The sequence below is a fragment of the Leucothrix arctica genome (assembly GCF_003172895.1).
GTDB classification, from domain to species: domain Bacteria; phylum Pseudomonadota; class Gammaproteobacteria; order Thiotrichales; family Thiotrichaceae; genus Leucothrix; species Leucothrix arctica.
The window spans coordinates 137,073-155,809 of the sequence record NZ_QGKL01000031.1; the positions used below are offsets into that span (position 1 = coordinate 137,073).

Annotated in this window: 16 protein-coding genes; 3 read left to right on the top strand and 13 right to left on the bottom strand. The window is 44.2% G+C overall.

The genetic code is table 11. From position 1 onward, the window contains the following. Together DKT75_RS11335 and DKT75_RS11340 are read right to left on the bottom strand one after the other, a co-directional pair. Complete coding sequence (locus DKT75_RS11335; RefSeq protein ID WP_109823544.1) at nucleotides 1-1,251, bottom strand: lipoprotein-releasing ABC transporter permease subunit; 1,251 nt, start codon at nucleotides 1,249-1,251, stop codon at nucleotides 1-3. Next, nucleotides 1,251-2,498 carry a lipoprotein-releasing ABC transporter permease subunit gene (locus DKT75_RS11340; RefSeq protein WP_109823545.1) on the bottom strand — a complete coding sequence of 416 codons (1,248 nt, stop codon included), beginning with the start codon at nucleotides 2,496-2,498 and terminating at the stop codon, nucleotides 1,251-1,253. The genes DKT75_RS11335 and DKT75_RS11340 overlap by 1 nt, the downstream gene beginning before the upstream one ends. A 68-nt stretch (nucleotides 2,499-2,566) precedes the next feature. Between DKT75_RS11340 and DKT75_RS11345 the strand changes: the two genes are divergently transcribed. Further along, nucleotides 2,567-2,872 carry a hypothetical protein gene (locus DKT75_RS11345; protein ID WP_109823546.1) on the top strand — a complete coding sequence of 102 codons (306 nt, stop codon included), beginning with the start codon at nucleotides 2,567-2,569 and terminating at the stop codon, nucleotides 2,870-2,872. Between the two features lie 109 nt (nucleotides 2,873-2,981). Here the strand turns inward: DKT75_RS11345 and DKT75_RS11350 are convergent, their stop codons facing one another. The 5 genes from DKT75_RS11350 to guaB all read right to left on the bottom strand — a co-directional run bounded on the left by DKT75_RS11350 (nucleotide 2,982) and on the right by guaB (nucleotide 7,941). Then, the gene (locus DKT75_RS11350; protein WP_109823547.1) at nucleotides 2,982-3,218 is read right to left on the bottom strand and encodes a segregation and condensation protein A; all 237 of its coding nucleotides are present in this window, start codon (nucleotides 3,216-3,218) and stop codon (nucleotides 2,982-2,984) included. Between the two features lie 183 nt (nucleotides 3,219-3,401). After that, on the bottom strand, nucleotides 3,402-4,361 hold the full coding sequence (locus DKT75_RS11355) for a DMT family transporter (RefSeq protein ID WP_109823548.1): 960 nt from the start codon (nucleotides 4,359-4,361) through the stop codon (nucleotides 3,402-3,404). A gap of 17 nt (nucleotides 4,362-4,378) precedes the next feature. Beyond that, entirely contained in the window at nucleotides 4,379-4,897 is a 519-nt protein-coding gene (gene tadA, locus DKT75_RS11360; protein ID WP_425451401.1) for a tRNA adenosine(34) deaminase TadA, read from the bottom strand. Then, on the bottom strand, nucleotides 4,888-6,465 hold the full coding sequence (gene guaA / locus DKT75_RS11365; protein WP_109823549.1) for a glutamine-hydrolyzing GMP synthase: 1,578 nt from the start codon (nucleotides 6,463-6,465) through the stop codon (nucleotides 4,888-4,890). The genes tadA and guaA overlap by 10 nt, the downstream gene beginning before the upstream one ends. A 12-nt stretch (nucleotides 6,466-6,477) precedes the next feature. After that, complete coding sequence (gene guaB / locus DKT75_RS11370) at nucleotides 6,478-7,941, bottom strand: IMP dehydrogenase (protein ID WP_109823550.1); 1,464 nt, start codon at nucleotides 7,939-7,941, stop codon at nucleotides 6,478-6,480. Between the two features lie 132 nt (nucleotides 7,942-8,073). On the opposite strand from guaB, the gene DKT75_RS11375 reads away from it, so the two are divergent. Together DKT75_RS11375 and xseA are read left to right on the top strand one after the other, a co-directional pair. Then, on the top strand, nucleotides 8,074-8,337 hold the full coding sequence (locus DKT75_RS11375) for a hypothetical protein (RefSeq protein WP_109823551.1): 264 nt from the start codon (nucleotides 8,074-8,076) through the stop codon (nucleotides 8,335-8,337). A gap of 103 nt (nucleotides 8,338-8,440) precedes the next feature. Beyond that, a complete protein-coding gene (gene xseA / locus DKT75_RS11380; RefSeq protein WP_281271421.1) occupies nucleotides 8,441-9,742 on the top strand; it encodes an exodeoxyribonuclease VII large subunit in 1,302 nt (433 codons plus the stop codon). Nucleotides 9,743-9,907: 165 nt separating this feature from the next. Here xseA and betA read toward each other — a convergent pair whose 3' ends face one another. From betA to DKT75_RS11410, 6 genes are all read right to left on the bottom strand, one after another. Continuing rightward, nucleotides 9,908-11,578 (bottom strand): choline dehydrogenase, encoded by a 1,671-nt coding sequence (gene betA, locus DKT75_RS11385; RefSeq protein WP_109823553.1) that lies wholly within the window; start codon nucleotides 11,576-11,578, stop codon nucleotides 9,908-9,910. Continuing rightward, a complete protein-coding gene (gene betB, locus DKT75_RS11390; RefSeq protein ID WP_109823554.1) occupies nucleotides 11,578-13,053 on the bottom strand; it encodes a betaine-aldehyde dehydrogenase in 1,476 nt (491 codons plus the stop codon). Before betB ends, betA begins: the two co-directional genes overlap by 1 nt. Before the next feature lie 218 nt (nucleotides 13,054-13,271). Beyond that, nucleotides 13,272-14,477: a cytochrome-c peroxidase gene (locus DKT75_RS11395; protein ID WP_158278848.1), complete on the bottom strand. Its 1,206-nt coding sequence runs from the start codon at nucleotides 14,475-14,477 to the stop codon at nucleotides 13,272-13,274. 125 nt (nucleotides 14,478-14,602) lie between these two features. After that, nucleotides 14,603-15,115, bottom strand: a complete 513-nt coding sequence (locus DKT75_RS11400) for a FixH family protein (protein WP_109823556.1) — start codon at nucleotides 15,113-15,115, stop codon at nucleotides 14,603-14,605. Nucleotides 15,116-15,204: 89 nt separating this feature from the next. Then, nucleotides 15,205-17,517 carry an Ig-like domain-containing protein gene (locus DKT75_RS11405; protein WP_109823557.1) on the bottom strand — a complete coding sequence of 771 codons (2,313 nt, stop codon included), beginning with the start codon at nucleotides 17,515-17,517 and terminating at the stop codon, nucleotides 15,205-15,207. A gap of 37 nt (nucleotides 17,518-17,554) precedes the next feature. After that, nucleotides 17,555-18,733, bottom strand: coding sequence for a copper amine oxidase (locus DKT75_RS11410; RefSeq protein WP_109823558.1), 1,179 nt, complete (start codon nucleotides 18,731-18,733; stop codon nucleotides 17,555-17,557). Nucleotides 18,734-18,737 lie beyond the last annotated feature (4 nt).

The window sequence follows — 18,737 nt, forward strand, 5'->3', positions numbered from 1 at the left end:
TTATTCGTACCTTAATGCTTCAGCAGGTTGTACCTTGGATGCTTTCCAAGACGGATAAAGGGTTGCCAGCATGGATAATACCAATGCACTCACGGCTATCAACACGATATCTGACACTTCAACACGCGACTCTAACGTACTGATTCCATAGACATCGGCTGAGATAAAATTAACATTAAACAGACTTTCTAAAAATGGCACGATCACATCCACATTGACGGCAAGCAATACCCCGAAGACAACGCCTAGGATCGTTCCTATGACACCAATCAAGGTACCTTGCACCATGAACACCTTCATCACATTACGTGGCTTCATACCTAGCGTCCGTAATATTGCGATGTCAGAGCCTTTATCCGTGACTACCATTACTAGCGTAGAGACAAGGTTAAACGCAGCTACCGCAATAATTAAACCCAGTAAGAAAAACATCATGGTTTTTTGCAGTTGAATCGCTTTAAAGAAGTTCTCGTTCTGTCTAGTCCAATCGCTCACCCAAAAATCAGATCCCGAGACATCCGCCACTTTTTGTGCGACTTCTCGTGCTTTGTAAAGATCATCAATACGTAAGCGTAAGCCAGTAACTTGATCGCCCATTTCAAAGAGGCTCTGAGCATCGGCCATGTGAATAAAAACCGTGCCCTCATCATACTGCTGCAGATCCACTCTAAAGATTCCAACAACGTGAAATTGCTTCAAAATTGGCAGCTCACCAAGATCCTGTCCTGAGGTAGGCGTTAGCAAAGTCACTGACTCGCCAACATCAACACCCAAGGACTCAGCAAGCGTCACACCCAAGATGATGTTATCTTCACCAGCAACAAGATCGTCAAAACTACCCTTTCCTTCCAGCATCTTGTGACTGACATTACCCGTCTCTTTCTCAAACTCAGGTAAAATACCTTCAACAATCGCACCTTGAACCCGTGTACCTTCATTCACCATTAGCTGTTTTTCAACAAATGGTGATGAACCAATCACGTTGTCCATTTTAAGCAGTTGCTTACGTCGCTCAGGCCAATTCTCAACCATCGCATCAGTTTCTGAAACGGTTACGTGAGATAAAACACCTAAAATACGATCTCGCATTGCCTGCTCAAAACCGTTCATCACTGACAGCACAGTGATCAACACCATCACGCCAAGCGCAATACCGATCATTGAAGCTAAGGAAATAAACGAGACAAAGCTTTTGTCGCGACGTGCCCGTGTGTATTTAAGGCCAATAAACGCTTCTAAAGGTTGAAACATTATTCGTACCTCAATGATTCAGCGGGCTGAACAGAAGCAGCGCGGTTTGCAGGGTAAATCGTTGCTACGACTGCCAGCACTAATGCAGCGACTGTAATCATCCATACATCCGACATGTGTAACTCTGATGGCACAGTTGATATATAGAAGACATCTTCAGGAAAGATCTTCGCACCGAACAAGGACTCTAGCTTAGGAATGATTGTTTCAAGGTTGCCGGCTAATAACACACCGCCAACAGCACCTAACAGAGCACCAAATATACCGATGATACTACCTTGAATCATAAAGATTTTTCTAATCGAATTGGGTGAGATACCGACAGTACGTAAGATCGCTATATCAGCCTGCTTGTCATTCACCACCATGACGAGTGATGAAACAAGGTTAAATGCAGCGACAACTACAATCAGCAATAAAATAAAGAACATCATGGTCTTTTCCATGCGAATAGCACTGAAGAAGGTTTTGTTATCACTTCCCCAGTCGCTTACTTTTACTTCATCACCCAGTTCTTTTTGTAGCTCATACGATAATGGCTGAGCTTGAAATAAGTCATCTAGCTTTATGCGTAAGCCGCTCGCTTCGCCTTTCATTTTAAACAAACGTGCAGCGTCACTCATGTGTATAAATGCGGTGCCACTGTCATAGTCACGCATATTCATTTTATAAATAGCAGTAACCGTAAAGCGTTTCATTCGAGGTAGAACACCTGCAGGTGTTATTTTTGCAGTCGGTGTAATGACCGTGATTTTATCGCCAATATAAGCGCCTAATGAGGTCGCTAACTCACGCCCAATAGCAATACCATAATCACGATCTTTTAGAGTATCTAAACTCCCCTCAAGCATATTGTGTTCAAGCTCGCTCACTGCAGATTGGCGTTCAGGCTGAATACCCTGCATCAATACACCACGAACTTCACCGTTAGCACTAAGCATCACTTGTTGCTGTATATATGGCGCTATGCCTACAACCTGCTTATGTACAGCTAGCTTATCATCGAGTGACTTCCACTCCGTCAGCTTACCATCTGTCCCTGAAACAGTGACATGGGCAACCATGCCCAGTATCCTTTCTCTAAGCTCTCGCTCAAATCCGTTCATGACTGAGAGCACGGTGATCAACGCTAGTACCCCCACCATTATCCCTAGCATTGACGCCAACGAAATGAAGGAAATATAGTGATTCTTGTGTTTGGATCGCGTGTATCGCAAACCTATAAATAACTCTAATGGTTTAAACATATCGCATCTTTAGTAGATAGCACAGGCAAATATACCAATTAAAATAATGAGTAACTCTGGTGAACACCATGAAACTTAAACCCCTAATACTGACTGCATCATTAACCCTTTTACCAATGCTAGCCGTTTCTAACGTTGCACACGCTGAAATCTTAAGCATTGGTGAGCAAGCAAAAGTACTAACCAAAGCTGACATGCCTCGCCGAGGCGTAAGTATGAACGTGGTTAAAACCAAATACGGTGCTGCAAAAAAACAAACGCTGTCGAAAGGTAAAGTCACTAAACGACGCCCTCGTATTACACGTTGGAACTATGGCAACTTTTCTGTTTTTTTTGAGCATAATCACGTTGTACATACGGTAGTTCATCACTAACTAGATGAACAAAAGTAGCGGATTGCAGTTTACTTACAGCATTGCTGTAAGTCAGCCATTATTTTAATTAATGATTTTTTATCTTATTTAATGTGATTTGCAATGCAAGCTACTCGCCCTGCTGTTTTGCTTCCTTATCTCGCTGCTTGATTGCAAGCGTAATTTCGCGCTCTCGTGTCGAGATAAGGTCAAAACACATATGTACATCGTCTAACGTTGACGGCTCCAGAGGTATACCCACTGTCGTATTTGCTGGGGTAATCTCTTTAATTACCTGCGCCAGTGTCTTGCGCAAGGTTTCTAGTATGCGCCTATCTTTTTCTAGATTAGCCTGATCTTGAGACATTCTCACACCCTACATAATCGCTTGATAATATATTGATTGATCAGATCATAACCATTTTTTATGCAGTGAGCTATCTTGTATAAAATTTATTAACAAATAACCACTCTAGAAATTAAATACCTTTGTTTCGCTCAGACTAATTGCTCACGATTTTTTTGAGGAAAAGCATGCAATTGTATAGCGTCATTCCTGCTTAACGGTTGGCGCTGCCGGTGCTGGCGCTGCACCTACCATACGCGTGTTTCGAGTATTCAGTGTAGGTTGAATCTTTGAAACAACGACCTCGCGCCAGATAATCATCACGCCAGAAAATACCGTTACAGCAGAGCCAATCATTTCCCATTTATCAGCAACTTCGTTAAAGAACAAAGAACCAAAAATCACCGCCCAAATAATCTGACTATATTGCATCGGAGCAATAAAGGCTGCGGGCGATGACTTGTACGCAAATAGGTTAAATAACTGCCCTGTTAACCCTAACGCTCCAATCATGAACATAATGCCCAAATCAGCTAAAGGCATTGGCTTGTATACAAATGGCAATATACAACCTGTTACCAATATCGTAGTCAACATTGGGAATAACATGAGTGTCGCTGCATTTTCTGTTGCTGCGATTTTACGAGAAATAATGGCTGCGCTAGAGCTACATATAGCGGCTAGAAATCCAAATAGGTGCCCAATGGTCAGCGTGTCTATCGTAGGCCTTAATACAATTAACACCCCGACTAGACCAATGATAATCGCAAACCAACGAAAGACATGGACCTTCTCTCCAAGGAAGTGAATAGAAAGAATTGAAATAATGATGGGCGACAGGAAAATCAGTACATAGACTTCAATCAATGGCAGCATGGAGAACGCTAAAAATGCACTACTCACACTCCCCATCAATAACACTGCACGTAGGATAACCAGCTTAGGATTAACTGCTTTAAGGGGTGCTGGCTTCTTATCTAATAAACGTACAACAGTGAATGGCACATAACCAAACAACATGGCGAAAAATAAGATTTGAAATACTGAGTATTCTGGCAAGATCTTAACCAAAGAGTCATGAACGGAAAACGCCAGAAAACCTATAAGCGCCAGAAACGGCCCCAAGATCACAGGTGAGTGTGATGAGTTATTTGAATCAGTCATGATAGTCTCGCTAACGGTTAGGCTTTAATCTTGTTATTTTTACGGCGTTCTCTAAAAAATGCCCTGAGTTGCTCGCTGCACTGTTCAGCAAGAACTCCACTTGTTACCGATAGTTTATGAAGATTTTCATCATTCTGCAAGGTGTTGAACACACTTCCTGCAGCGCCCGTTTTAGGGTCAAACGCACCAAATACTAAACGTCCAATACGTGCGTGTAACATCGCGCCCGCGCACATCGCACACGGTTCTAACGTGACATATAAGGTAGTATCAGGCAGTCGGTAGTTTTCTAAAAATTGACCGCCAGCTCGCAGCGCCATAATTTCAGCGTGCGCGCTAGGGTCATGATGAGTGATTGGTTGATTCCAACCCTCACCAATAATCTCATTATCTTTGACAAGTACCGCGCCAACAGGGACTTCACCCTGCGCTTTGGCGCGATCAGCTAGATGCTGCGCATGCAGCATCCAGACCTCATCTTGAGCCGTGACTAACTGAACAGTCTCCAACTCATCAACTGATGGAATTACTCCCACTCAATAGTCGCAGGCGGCTTGCCTGAGATATCATAAGTTACGCGAGAAATACCATCAACTTCGTTGATAATACGTAACGACATAAGCTCTAGGAAGTCATAAGGAAGACGCGCCCAACGAGCCGTCATAAAATCGATTGTCTCAACCGCACGTAACGCAATAACCCAATCATAACGGCGACCGTCACCCATCACACCCACCGACTTAACCGGCAAGAAAACGGCGAATGCCTGAGATGTCTTGTGGTATAAGTCATGCTTATGCAGCTCTTCCATGAAGATGTTATCAGCTTGACGCAATAGATCTGCGTACTCTTCCTTCACTTCACCCAAGATACGCACACCAAGGCCTGGCCCTGGGAACGGATGGCGATAAACCATCTTCTCTGGTAGGCCTAACTCAACACCAATCGTGCGAACTTCATCCTTAAACAACTCACGCAATGGCTCAACTAAGCCAAGCTTCATGTCTTCTGGCAAGCCACCCACATTGTGGTGAGACTTGATAACATGTGCTTTACCCGTTTTGCTTCCTGCTGACTCAATCACGTCTGGGTAAATAGTTCCCTGAGCAAGCCACTTAGCATTCGTCAGTTTGTTTGATTCTTCATCGAAGATCTCAACAAACAAGTTACCGATAATTTTACGTTTCGCTTCAGGATCAGTAACACCTTTAAGCGCAATGTAATAGCGTTCAGCAGCATTAACACGAATGACATGAACACCCATATTCTCAGCAAACATTGCCATTACTTGATCGCCTTCGTTCAAACGAAGCAGACCCGTATCAACAAATACACATATCAGCTTATCGCCGATTGCTTGATGTAAAAGCGCAGCAACAACTGATGAATCAACACCACCAGACAGACCAAGGATAACTTGATCCTCACCTACTTGCTCACGAACACGATCGATGCTGTCAGCAATGATGTTTTTAGCCGTCCACAGACCTTCACAGCCACAGATACCTTGCACAAAACGGCCTAAAATTTCGCCGCCTTTTACAGTATGTGTCACTTCTGGGTGGAACTGAATACCGTAGAACTGACGAGACTCATCAGTCATACCTGCAATCGGTGCATTCTCGGAGCTAGCCATCAGAGTGAAGCCTTCAGGCATCGTGCCGACTTTATCGCCATGAGACATCCAAACATCCAACAAGCCATGCCCTTCAGCATTCACTTCGTCTTGAATATCTTTTAGCAATGCAGTGTGGCCTTGAGCACGCACTTTTGCGTAACCAAACTCACGGTGCGTTGAAGTAACCACTTCACCACCCAACTGCGCAGCCATTGTCTGCATGCCGTAGCAAATACCCAAAACAGGGATACCAAGGTCAAATACAACCTGTGGTGCAACCGGTGCATCATCTTCAGTGGCAGACTCTGGACCACCCGAAAGGATTATACCTTTTGGGTTGAAATCACGAATGCTTTGCTCATCAATATCCCAAGGATAAATTTCAGAGTAGACACCAATTTCACGAATTCGACGAGCGATTAACTGAGTGTACTGAGAACCGAAATCTATGATAAGAATACGATCATCATGAATATTATTTGTCATCAATGAATCCAATTAGCTGTGGTAGTTAGGAGCTTCTTTTGTGATCGTCACATCATGTACGTGAGACTCTTTCATGCCCGCGCCAGTAATACGAACAAACTCAGGCTTAGTACGCATATCATCAAGATTTGCACACCCTAGGTAACCCATACTTGAACGAACACCACCATTGATTTGGTGAATAATCGTAGCCATTGGGCCTTTGTGACCTACCATGCCTTCAATACCTTCTGGCACAAGCTTGTCTACTGCGTTATCTGACTGGAAATACCTGTCGCTAGAACCCTGGGTCTGTGCCATTGCGCCCAATGACCCCATACCACGGTAAGACTTATATGAACGACCTTGATAAAGAATAATTTCGCCCGGTGCTTCATCAGTACCTGCAAGCATAGAGCCAAGCATTACACAGCTTGCGCCAGCCGCTAATGCCTTTGCAACATCACCAGAGTAACGAATACCACCATCAGCGATGACTGGTACGCCTGTGCCCTCAAGGGCTTCAGCAACATTCATAATCGCAGTTACCTGCGGAACACCAACACCTGCAACCACACGTGTTGTACAGATAGATCCTGGGCCGATACCAACCTTTACCGCGTCAGCACCTGCTTCAACTAGGGCTAATGCCGCAGCACCTGTTGCAATATTTCCACCAATCACTTGAACGCTTGGGTAGTTTTGCTTAACCCATTTAATGCGATCTAGTACGCCTTGTGAGTGACCGTGAGCCGTATCGACTGTAATCACGTCAACGCCTGCTTCAACTAACGCAGCAACACGCTCTTCTGTACCGTGACCCGTTCCAACCGCAGCACCAACCCGTAGGCTACCGCTTTCGTCTTTACAAGCACTTGGGAAGTCAGATGATTTTTGGATATCTTTAACCGTGATCAAACCGCTTAGTTTGAATGCATCATCAACAACCAATATTTTTTCAATACGGTTAACGTGAAGTAGGTTCAGAATTTCTGAACGAGCAGCGCCTTCTTTAACCGTTATCAAATCAGCTTTTTGCGTCATGATGTTGCTAACAGGCTGGTCGTGGTTTGTTTCAAAACGAAGGTCACGACTCGTCACGATACCAACCAAGTTGTTATCGCCTTCAATGACCGGAACGCCTGAAATACGACGACGCGCTGTTAGTTCGATCACTTCACGAACAGTCGTTTCAGCAGTCACCGTGTAAGGGTCTTTAATAATGCCGCTTTCGAATTTCTTAACGTTAAGCACTGCGCGCGCTTGCGCTTCGATCGTCATATTTTTGTGAATGATACCTAGACCACCTTCCTGCGCTAAAGCAATCGCAAGCTTAGCCTCAGTAACAGTATCCATCGCAGAGGATGTCATCGGTATATTCATGCGAATTTCACGCGTGAGCTGTGTGCTGAGGTTAACTTCAGCAGGTAGCACAGAAGAATGTGCAGGGACGAGTAGAACATCGTCGAACGTAAGTGCTTCTTCAAGGATTCGCATAAGACCTCCAAGGTGCTTGGGAGCGGGTATTTCCTAAAATTAGCGACTCATTATAAACCATTGACCTACCTAGGGTAAACTGCTATCAATACCGATTAATGTATTAAATTAAAATTGCTCTTGGAGAACCCAATGAAACTTAGTATAACAATTGCTGCACTGGCACTGAGCCTAACCGCTGCTAGCCTATCTGCAGCCTCATTGGATGACGCACAAGCGGCTGTAAAAGCAGCAAAGACCGCAGGCTTTCCATGGACTACCACGGTTAACTTACTTAAAAAAGCAGACAAAGCCGAAGGCGATAAGCAATCAACGATTATTGAAAGCATTATGTTGCAGACAGCTGCTTCGATGAAACAAGCTGAGCTTGCTAAAAAAGCGGGCCCACGTTTCTAAGTAATACGTCGCGAATAATGTCAAAGCCGAGTCAACGCTCGGCTTTTTTAATGGAGTTAGCACTATCATATTTGACCAGCAACCTAATCGAACGGTTTTAGGAATATCGGAACTAAATGCCGAAGTAGCACTGATGCTTTCACAAAGCTTTGGCCTTGTTTGGCTTGAAGGTGAGATTTCAAACTTTGCGCGCCCTGCTTCGGGTCATTTCTACTTCTCCTTAAAAGATAAAAAAGCGCAGGTTCGCTGTGCCATGTTCCGCAATAAAAACCTCGCATTAAAACTAAAGCCGGAAAACGGTATGCAGGTGATGGTGCGCGCGCGTATTGGTTTGTATGAGCCTCGTGGTGAGTTCCAAGTCATTATTGAGCACATGGAAGAAGCAGGTGCCGGTTTACTGCAACGTCAGTTTGAAGAGTTAAAAGCAAGTTTGGCCGCTCAAGGCCTATTTGATACTGAGCATAAAAAACCGCTACCGAAGCTTCCTACTGCCATTGGTGTAATCACTTCACCAACAGGCGCGGCTATCCGAGATATTTTGCAAGTGCTTGAACGACGTGCGCCACAAATCCCTGTTTATATTTACCCAGTGGCGGTTCAAGGTAAGAAAGCGGCGAAAGAAATTGAATCAGCTATTTTACGAGCGAATAAAGATAAAAAGTGCGACTTACTGATTATTGGTCGAGGTGGTGGTTCACTGGAAGACCTGTGGTCTTTTAATGAGCGCAATGTGGCGACTGCCATTTTTGACTCTGTTATACCCGTTATTAGTGCGGTGGGTCACGAGGTTGATACGACCATTGCTGATTATGTTGCCGATGTTCGTGCAGCTACGCCATCGGTAGCGGCTGAGTTAGCAGTGCCTGATATGCAAGAGCTACGTATAAAAGCAACTAACCTCGACCGACGTTTGAGCATGGCAATGCAGCGTTTCTTACAGCAGCGACATCAAACGTTACAGTTACGGTTGCAGCAGTTATCTAATCAACGTCCTGCTTATCGTTTACAACAGCAAAAGCAGCGTCTTGATGAACTGACGGCTCGTGCAGATCGTGCTATCCATCGTATTTTGGAAAAGCGTGCAGCGTCACTGAGTCAGCTTGAGACTAAGTTACAAGCAAACGCGCCTAAGCATTTACTGGCGAAGCAAGCACAACGTGCTGCGCAACTTGATAGTCGTTTGCATCAAACTATGCAGCAGATTATTGAACGTCGACAGTCTAAGTTTGCAGTACTTGCATCGCGACTTAATAGTGTTAGCCCACTCAATACTTTGCAGCGTGGCTATAGTATTACGCAGGATGCAAAAACGGGTAGCGTAATTCAGAGTGTGAAAGGTGTAATGAAGGGGCAAGATATAACGATTCGTTTAGCCGATGGCAGTATTGAGGCTCAAGCTAAGTAGTATTCTTTTTTAGACATAGAGCTATCACAATTAATTTTGTTGATTATGAGGTGCTGAGCGACGTTCAATTTACAAGCCCCTAACTTCATACAATCCAAAGCAAAAAAGTGCCAATAAAACATCCATGACGCGAGCCACTACATCTAAATGCAATGGGAGGCTTAATTAGATCGTTGAACTTCTTTGAACGGTTTTCCAGTCACTTGGTATAGCAACATTCACTGGTGATGTGCTAAGTGGCAACTTGCTTAAAATCATATCTGCCGCTTTCTCTGCCACCATAATAGTCGGTGCGTTTAAATTACCGTTGGGTACAGTTGGGAAGATTGAAGAGTCAACCACTCGTAGCCCTGTAATCCCATGCACTTGAGTGTTTGAGTTAACCACAGCCATCTCATCTTCACCCATTTTGCATGAACATGAAGGATGGTAAGCACTCTCTACCGATTGACGAACGAACGCATCAATCTCTTCATCCGTTTGGACACCACTGCCGGGCTGAATCTCGCCATTACGGAACTCATCAAACGCACTCTGCTCGATAATTTCACGCGTTAACCGTACACACGCTCTAAACCCTTCAATATCATCTTGATGCTGTAGGTAATTAAATTGGATTTTTGGCGGCATTGTTGGATCAGCCGACTGAATAGTGACTGAGCCACGACTTTTCGGTTTGTTATGCCCTACGTGCACCTGAAAACCATGACCCGCAAATGCACTGGTACCGTCATAACTCATCGCGGCTGGCAAAAAGTGATACTGCATGTCTGGCCATTCAACCCCAGGCTTAGAACGAATAAATGCGCATGACTCAAAGTGGTTCGTCGCACCTAAGCCACTACGCATAAACAACCACCGTGCACCAATCAGTCCTTTAGAAATCAGACCCAACTTACCGTTTAAAGTGATCGGTTGCTTGCACTTATATTGGAAGTAGAACTCGATGTGATCTTGTAAGTTCTGGCCAACACCCGGCAAGTGATGTTTAACCTCAACTCCTGCAGCTTTAAGCTTATCTCTATCACCGATACCCGATAGTTGTAGTAAGTGTGGCGAGCCAATAGAACCTGCACTTAGTACAACCTCTTTATTGGCTTTAGCAAAGTGACTAGTTCCCTTGACGTTATACTCAACACCAACGGCTTTCTTACCTTCAAGCACTACCTTCTCTGCCAAAGCACCCGTAACAACAGTTAGGTTTTGTCGCGACTTAACAGGGTCTAGGTATTCACGACTCGAAGAGCTGCGCACACCGTCTTTTACCGTCATGTGCATTGGGCCAAAACCCTCTTGCTGTCCGGCATTGTAGTCATCAGTCGCGGCATAACCTGCCTGCTGGCCTGCTTTAATAAAAGCTTTATAAAGTGGATTGACCATTTCATTGCCGTTAGTGACACCCAATGGGCCGTCACCACCACGATAAGCATCTATGCCTAGATAGAACGTTTCTGCTTTTTGGAAGTACGGTAAGCATGACTGGTAATCCCAACCCTCTGCGCCATGCTGCTGCCATTCGTCAAAATCTTTTGCGTGTCCTCGCACGTACACCATGCCATTAATCGAGGAAGAACCACCTAACACTTTGCCTCGTGGGCAATGCATTTTACGGTCATCCAAAAACGGCTCAGGCTCAGTATGAAACTGCCACGCGTACTTGTCCGAATTCATTGGAATCGATAACGCAGTCGGCATTTTGATGAAAATACTTTTATCACTACCACCCGTTTCAAGCAGTAAAACACGGTCGTTTTCATTTTCAGAGAGGCGGTTCGCCAACACACAGCCAGCCGAACCTGCACCTACTATGATGTAATCGTATGTTTGAGTAGTCATTAGAATGGGCTTTCTATATCAGTCATTCCAACATAAACCGACTTGGTTTGTGTGTAATGATCAAGGGTTTCAACACCGTTTTCACGGCCGATTCCAGATTGTTTGTAACCACCTACTGGCATTTCTGCGGGTGAGTTACCATAGCTATTAATCCAACAGATACCGGCTTGTAGCTGGTGAATAACGCGATGTCCCCGCTTAATATCTTTGGTAAATACGCCAGCGGCTAAACCTAGGTGTGTGTCATTAGCACGACGGATAACATCGTCTTCATCTTCAAATACCAAGACAGACATTACTGGGCCAAAGATCTCTTCTTTAACGATAGCCATATCATCATGACAGTCGATGAACACTGTAGGAGCTACAAAGTAACCGTTTGGAGCAGACTCAGGGCTAAGTGTTTTACCGCCTGTTAACAGCGTGGCACCTTCGGCAACTCCCTTATCTATATAACCCATGACTAGGTCTTGATGGTTTTTTGAAATAAGCGCGCCTAAGTTAACCTTAGGGTCAAGCGGATCACCTGCAATGATATTTTGTTCCGTTCGACTTTTAAGCTCACTAATAAATGCTTGGTAAACGTCTTTGTGTACGTATACACGAGTGCAGTTTGTACATACCTCGCCTTGGGTGTAAAAGTTTCCAAGCATTGCTGCGCTCACAGCCTGTGACACATCAGCATCTTCAAACACTAGCATTGGCGACTTTCCACCAAGCTCCATGGTGACATCTTTTAAAGAACCTGCAGCACTCGCCACAACTTTTTTACCCGTACCAACTTCACCCGTAAATGATACTTTCTCAATATCAGGACTTTGAGTTAACCACTGACCAACTGCCGCTGGGCCTTGTACAACGTTAAATACGCCTGCTGGTACACCCGCTTCACTATAAATTTCAGCTAGCTTAATCGCACCTAATGGCGTTTCTTCTGAAGGCTTAAAAATCAGCGCATTACCCGCAGCCAGTGCCGGCCCAGACTTCCAACACGCAATTTGTAATGGGTAGTTCCACGCGCCTATACCAGCGCAAACGCCTAAAGGTTCTTTGCGGGTATAATAGAAGTCATTACCGACCATTTGCTGCTGACCGACTTGAGCGGGCGCAAGACCTGCAAAATATTCGATAACATCAGCACCTGTTTGAACATCAACACACTCAGCTTCTTGCCAAGGTTTACCAGTATCCAACACTTCTATTGTTGCCAATTCATCATTACGCTCACGTAGCAAGTTGACGGCCTTTAATAAAACACGACTCCGCTCAATTGGCATCATCGCAGACCAGATGGCAAAACCTTGCTTTGCGCTATCGATGGCTGCTTTTTGAATAGATGAATCAGCTACTTCAACATGATAAATCACATGACCAGTAGCAGGATTTGTAACCGAGAAGGTTTCACCACTGACATTCGATAAAAATTTACCATTAACGAAGTTTTGGTAGGTAGGTTGGGTTCCAGCTTTAGACATAATTTCATCTTGTTTAAGCGTTCAGTAAAAATCAAGGTTATGGCAATCAGCTTGGTAGTACAATGTTGACAACGCTAAATGATATGGATTGGTCACAACAAAGCAGCTATAAGCGCCTGTATTAATTGCTTATAGCAGGTTAATAAAAAATATTTAAATATTTAAGGAATAACCCGACTGAAAGGCGTCGTACTTAAGAAGTGTTTAAAAAATATTTACTAAAGCGTTTTTAAGAAATCAACTAAACGCTTCTGCTCACGCTCATCTAGCGTAATCATAGGCATATGATGCTCTATCAGCTTTGTGTCTGGTGGATTTGCATAATGCTTTACTGCCTCAGCTAGCGACTGATAACGTCCATCGTGCATATAAGGTGCGGTATTAATCACATTCCTCAAGCTAGGTACTTTAAAGCTACCAGAGAGCTCATGACGATTATTCTTCATAAAGGTTAGGTCTTTGCAATCATCCTTAGGCGCATCACTGTATTCCCCTAAGCAATTGAATACATCCCATCGCTGCGCTTCTGCAACCATTGCGCGCCCCGTGTCTTTACCAGGAATGCCCGTTGCAACATTTTGAAAGTGCTGACTGGATAACAAAGGTGAATGGTGACAACTGACGCAGGCTGCTTTACCTATAAACAACTGTAAACCCGCTTTTTCATTGTCGGTAAAACCAGATACCGCGTGCTTGGACGGTTCGTTATTTGGTGTATCTACCGATGCACTTCCTAACTCAGTAGTTTTCAATGAATCTAAGTAACCATCAAAGCGAGAAACAGGAAACTTCAAAGTGGTTTCATAGGCTGCTAGCGACTTGCCTATATTGGAAAACACGCGATTGATTTCTTTACGCGACTCAATAGGTAGAGACTTCCATAGTTTGAGACTAGCAAGGTCACCATTTGGCTTCGCCGCACTTGGCCAACTATCTAACGCTTGCTGACTAGGTAACTCAGTGAAAATTTGACGGTAGGAGTTTTTGTACTCTGGGTTAACAAGTACCTTTTTAATGACCTCAATGCGAGTGAGGTTATGTTCAACTGGGTTCTCCAACGGCTCAAGGGCCTGAGACCACGCACTGTCTTTTCGTCCATCCCAAAAGAACCACTGTTGATGAGAAGCACCCAGTAATGACGGTGTATTACGGGTTCCTTCACCGACTGCTAAGGCTACCCTTTTTCCATCTATAAATTGGTTATCAGGCTGATGACAGGATGCACATGAAATTGTGCCCGTTGAGCTTAGTTTTGTATCAAAAAATAGCTGCTTACCTAACTTGATTGCATCGGGGTTGAGTTGGTAGCGATTACTAGAATCCAACCCCACTCCTGGCAAATTACGAATAGATAAGCTTTGAAGCAACACTTTTTCCGCATCACTCCAGACTATTTGATCTGCTTTAACATTTTTTTGGAGCATTTGTGAATCTTGAGGCTCTTGATCACAACCCGATATGAATACTGCTATCACGCAAGAACAGAAGCACTTTAAAAGTGACCACTGAAAATGAGATGTAATCGGGTTAGTGTTCATAAACGTCAAAGCTAGACGATGAAGTCAAAAATTAATTGATCATTAACGCCATTCGCTTTAATCAAAAAACCAACCGTCCACGCACCTGGCATGCTGAACTTCAAACCATCAATCTTATAAACACCAGCTTGCCCTTCAACAGCTAACATTTTTGGCTGTGTTGGTAATCCATGCCCATGCGCTTTCATACCACCGTCAATCGCCAAGCTCGCGTCATCAACAGGATTTTCTGACTGACTAAGTTGTAGCTGACAGTTTTGAAAGTCACCAACAGAAGGCGCTTGCTGACATTCTAGTATGCCGTCGAAATGGTTGTTTTTACTTTTGGTGCTGATAGTCCAAGCTTGGGCAGTGCCCTGCTTCACACTGTCACTAGAGCTAGCGATAACCTTATCAGTAACTGCAATCTCAGAAGTCTCTTTAGCGGACTGAGTACTCTCAGGAGAGCCAGACTGGCATGCCGTCATTAACGACGGCATGAAAATACAAAGTGAAATAGTCAGAAGCTTGTTTTGAAGTAACATGATCAGTACTTTTTAGTTATATTGTTAATAGCTCATATAGTAACGTTTAATGATTTCTACCCACAATAAAACCTAGACGAAAGTCACCATTAAGACCCTACAGTCACAAACACTTGAATCGCATTGCTACGGTTGAGACTATCGGTAATGGCATACCAAAAACTATCAGTACCAGTGAAGCCTTGCTCTGGCGTATACAGTAAGCTCCCATTTACAATGGTGACTGTTCCGCTGTTAACACTGTAGTCATTAACTTCACTAATGCTCAAGCCAGAACCAATATCATTGGCAAGCACATTAATAGTCACAGCCGTGTTTACTGCCGTTGTAACGGTATCAGAGATGGCCACAGGGTATGGCGCAGCTGCAGAGCCTGAAATTGTGATCGTCACCTCACCATTATTGATACGCCCTAATGAGTCAGCAAAGACATACCAAAGCTTATCTTCACCAACAAAGTCAGTTTTGGGTGTATAACGAATTTGGTTACTTTCGATAACAACCTGACCGCCATTTAGACTCCAAGCGTTTGTGCTAGATAGCGTCAAACCAGAGCCAATATCATTAGACAACACATCAATGAGTAACCCAGTATTGATAGCAGTCGTTACATTATCAGCCGTACCCGTTGGGTATACCGAAGGATCTGTACCGGTTACTTCAACAGTCACTAGAACACCATAACCACGATCAAGAGAGTCCAAGAAGTTATACCAAAAGGTATCTGTACCTACATAGTTTTGACTCGGGGTGTACACCAACTTTTCATTAACCTTGGTAACGACGCCGCCTTTTTCAGTACCTGCGTTAAACGAGCTGATACGTAATTCATTACCCACATCATTCGCCAGTACATCAACTGTTAGCGCTGTATTTGAAGCCGTTGTCACATTATCAACATTACCCGATGGGAATGCGCTGTAGTCTGTGCCACTCACCGTTACCGTAATTTTCGTGCCGTAAGTAGCGCCTGATGTGTCTTTAATATTGTACCAAAACACCTCAGTGCCTGCGTAACCAGCATTTGGCGTATACACAATCTTGCCACCACTAATGACCGCAGTACCGTTTGCAGGGTTATTCACTTCATTTAAATAAATACCTGTACCGGTGTCATTTGCTAATACATCAATCGTTATCGCTACGCCAGCGTCAGTTGTTGCAGTATCTTCTGTTGCAACTAGAGCTTCTGGTGATGTAATGACGATAGTTGTCAGAGGGTTTTTATCGTGCCAATCACGTGGAATAATCTCAAAGCGATTACTGTGTAAGTCCATCTGCGGGGCATCTTCTGAGCGAGGCATATGGTAGAACGTTAGTCCCACCCAAGTGACCAAATCTTGTCCGGTTAATGTCTCACCGTTTACAAACTCATCTAGGCTATCTGCATCACAAGTATTAACACGCTGATTATGCGAGGCAATTTGCTCACAGCTGTTATAGCGCGTCACATAAAAGTCGTTATTGGTAAATGGCTCGAATGACGGCCCAATTTCACGATGCCCTGCTTCTGGTAAACGAATTTCGTAACCAGACTGATGGCCTTTTGTATTACTCAAAGCACCATCACGAATCAACCACGAACGCATATTAGTGGGCGAAACATCACGTGCCACCTCAGTATTAAACGTAGTCATCGTGCGCTGACGTTGACCGTTTGAACTTGTGTAGTTAATTTCTTGAACAACGTCATCACTACCCGTGCCGTTAACATCAAAGTCTAAACGCCAGAAGTAGTTATGAATATGAGATAGACCAATACGGTACGTGTTGTTCGCTAATGAAGACATTAACCATCCGTGGTCTTCATTGGTAGAGCTAGTAAAACGCTGCAAACTCCCTGTAGCAGCAAGTGACGGCTCGATTCGACCATCACCATAAAACAACCATTGCGGTATATAAACGTAAGCGCCAACCTTAGACACACTAAAGACTTTCAACGCATCCGCATCTTCAACATTCTCAGCATAACGATAAGCAGCAGACTTTTTTTGCACTTGCGAACACACAGCATTTTTACCGCTATAAACTCCAAACGTGCCGCCCTCACACTCGTCAGTCGTCATACTTTGTAAATAACCACCACCTAAGCCGTAGTCAGATACATCATGATAACGTGCACCGTTATCATCGTAAGGTACGTGGATCTGTGCAATAGAAGCATCATTTAGAATCAAACGACGCGTGCCATTTTTTGGCGTGTAATAGATATGGTGGTAGCTGATACCGTGGTTGTTATTGTGCGTCCAGCACATATCCCAACGCGAGCCATTTGGCAGCGTTTGGTCTATGGAGTAACTGTCCGCACAGTGCTCAGCCGCTTGAACAGAGCCAAGCCCCCAAAGCGATGCACTCACGATAATGAGTTGAATGAAACGCTTAATAGAAGTTGCCTTGTTCATATCTATTCTCTCCCGATTTATTTTTATAAGTTATAGGTTACAGTGGGTTCTGTGCGTGCCAGTCTCTTGGTAATAGCTTAAAGCCATTCCAACGCATGCCGATGACGTTATCGTCTTCGTCACGTGGCAAGTGGTGATAGCTCAAACGGTTCCAAACCACGATATCATTGCTATTGATACCTTGTGAGTTAGTAAACTGACTGATATCCCAAGCACAACCTGATGACGTATCGTTATCAACCGCAAAGCGCTCGCAAGCGTTATATGACGTGAAGTAAACGTCAGACTGTAACCATGCTTCGTTATTAGCACCCTTGCTTTGGTGATCATAATTGAGCATTACAAGCTCATAAGAAATCGGTGAAACACCATTCGTTTCTGATCCGTCACGGATACGCCAAAAGCGCTTAGACTCTGGGCTAAATACACGCGCTGTCTCATTGCTCAATGTTTCAATGCTTTTACTACGAAGCGTGCGCGTTACATCTAAGGTACTCGTGATCTGCTCAGCAACGTCATTCCAAGCACTAGTACCTAGGTCAAAATCCATACGCCAGTAGTAGTTATCTACAAAACCAACACCACCTAAACCATCTTGCTGCATAGGCCATGCAAAGTTCGGGTCATAACTCGTTTTAGTCACCGTGCCGCTTAAACCGACCTTAGGCTCAATCGTTCCATTTTCATGAAATATCCACTGTACCGTGTAGCTGTAACTGCCTAGCTGAGAAGCACTCATTAACTCAAGTACTTTACCGGTACGTGCAACGCTCGTTCCGTACTTATAGATAAAGCCTGCGTCTTTCTGTATTTCACACAGTACGGCTTTACCTGATGCATAATGTAACTCACCGCCGCTACACTCACTGCTTTGCAAGGCAATAAAGTTATTACCACCTAGGCCTTGATCAGTCACTAAGTACTCAGCTGCACTCCCATCATCATAGTTACGTGCAATCTGTGACAATGACATCTCGCCTAATACTCGACGCTGCACCTGACCTGGACCTTGGTAGCGGATATCACTAAGCACAACGCCTTCTTGGTCACGTGCTTCCCAACACATGCTCCAACTTGCACCCGTGTCTAAAGTACTTTGAATCGTTTGTCCCGTTGGGCACGCTGGTGTTGATGGTCGCGCTTGCGCGGTGCCAAAAAAGCTTAGCAACAACATGATCGCTGCAAACGGTAGTATTTTTTTAATCACTGAAGTCATAAGA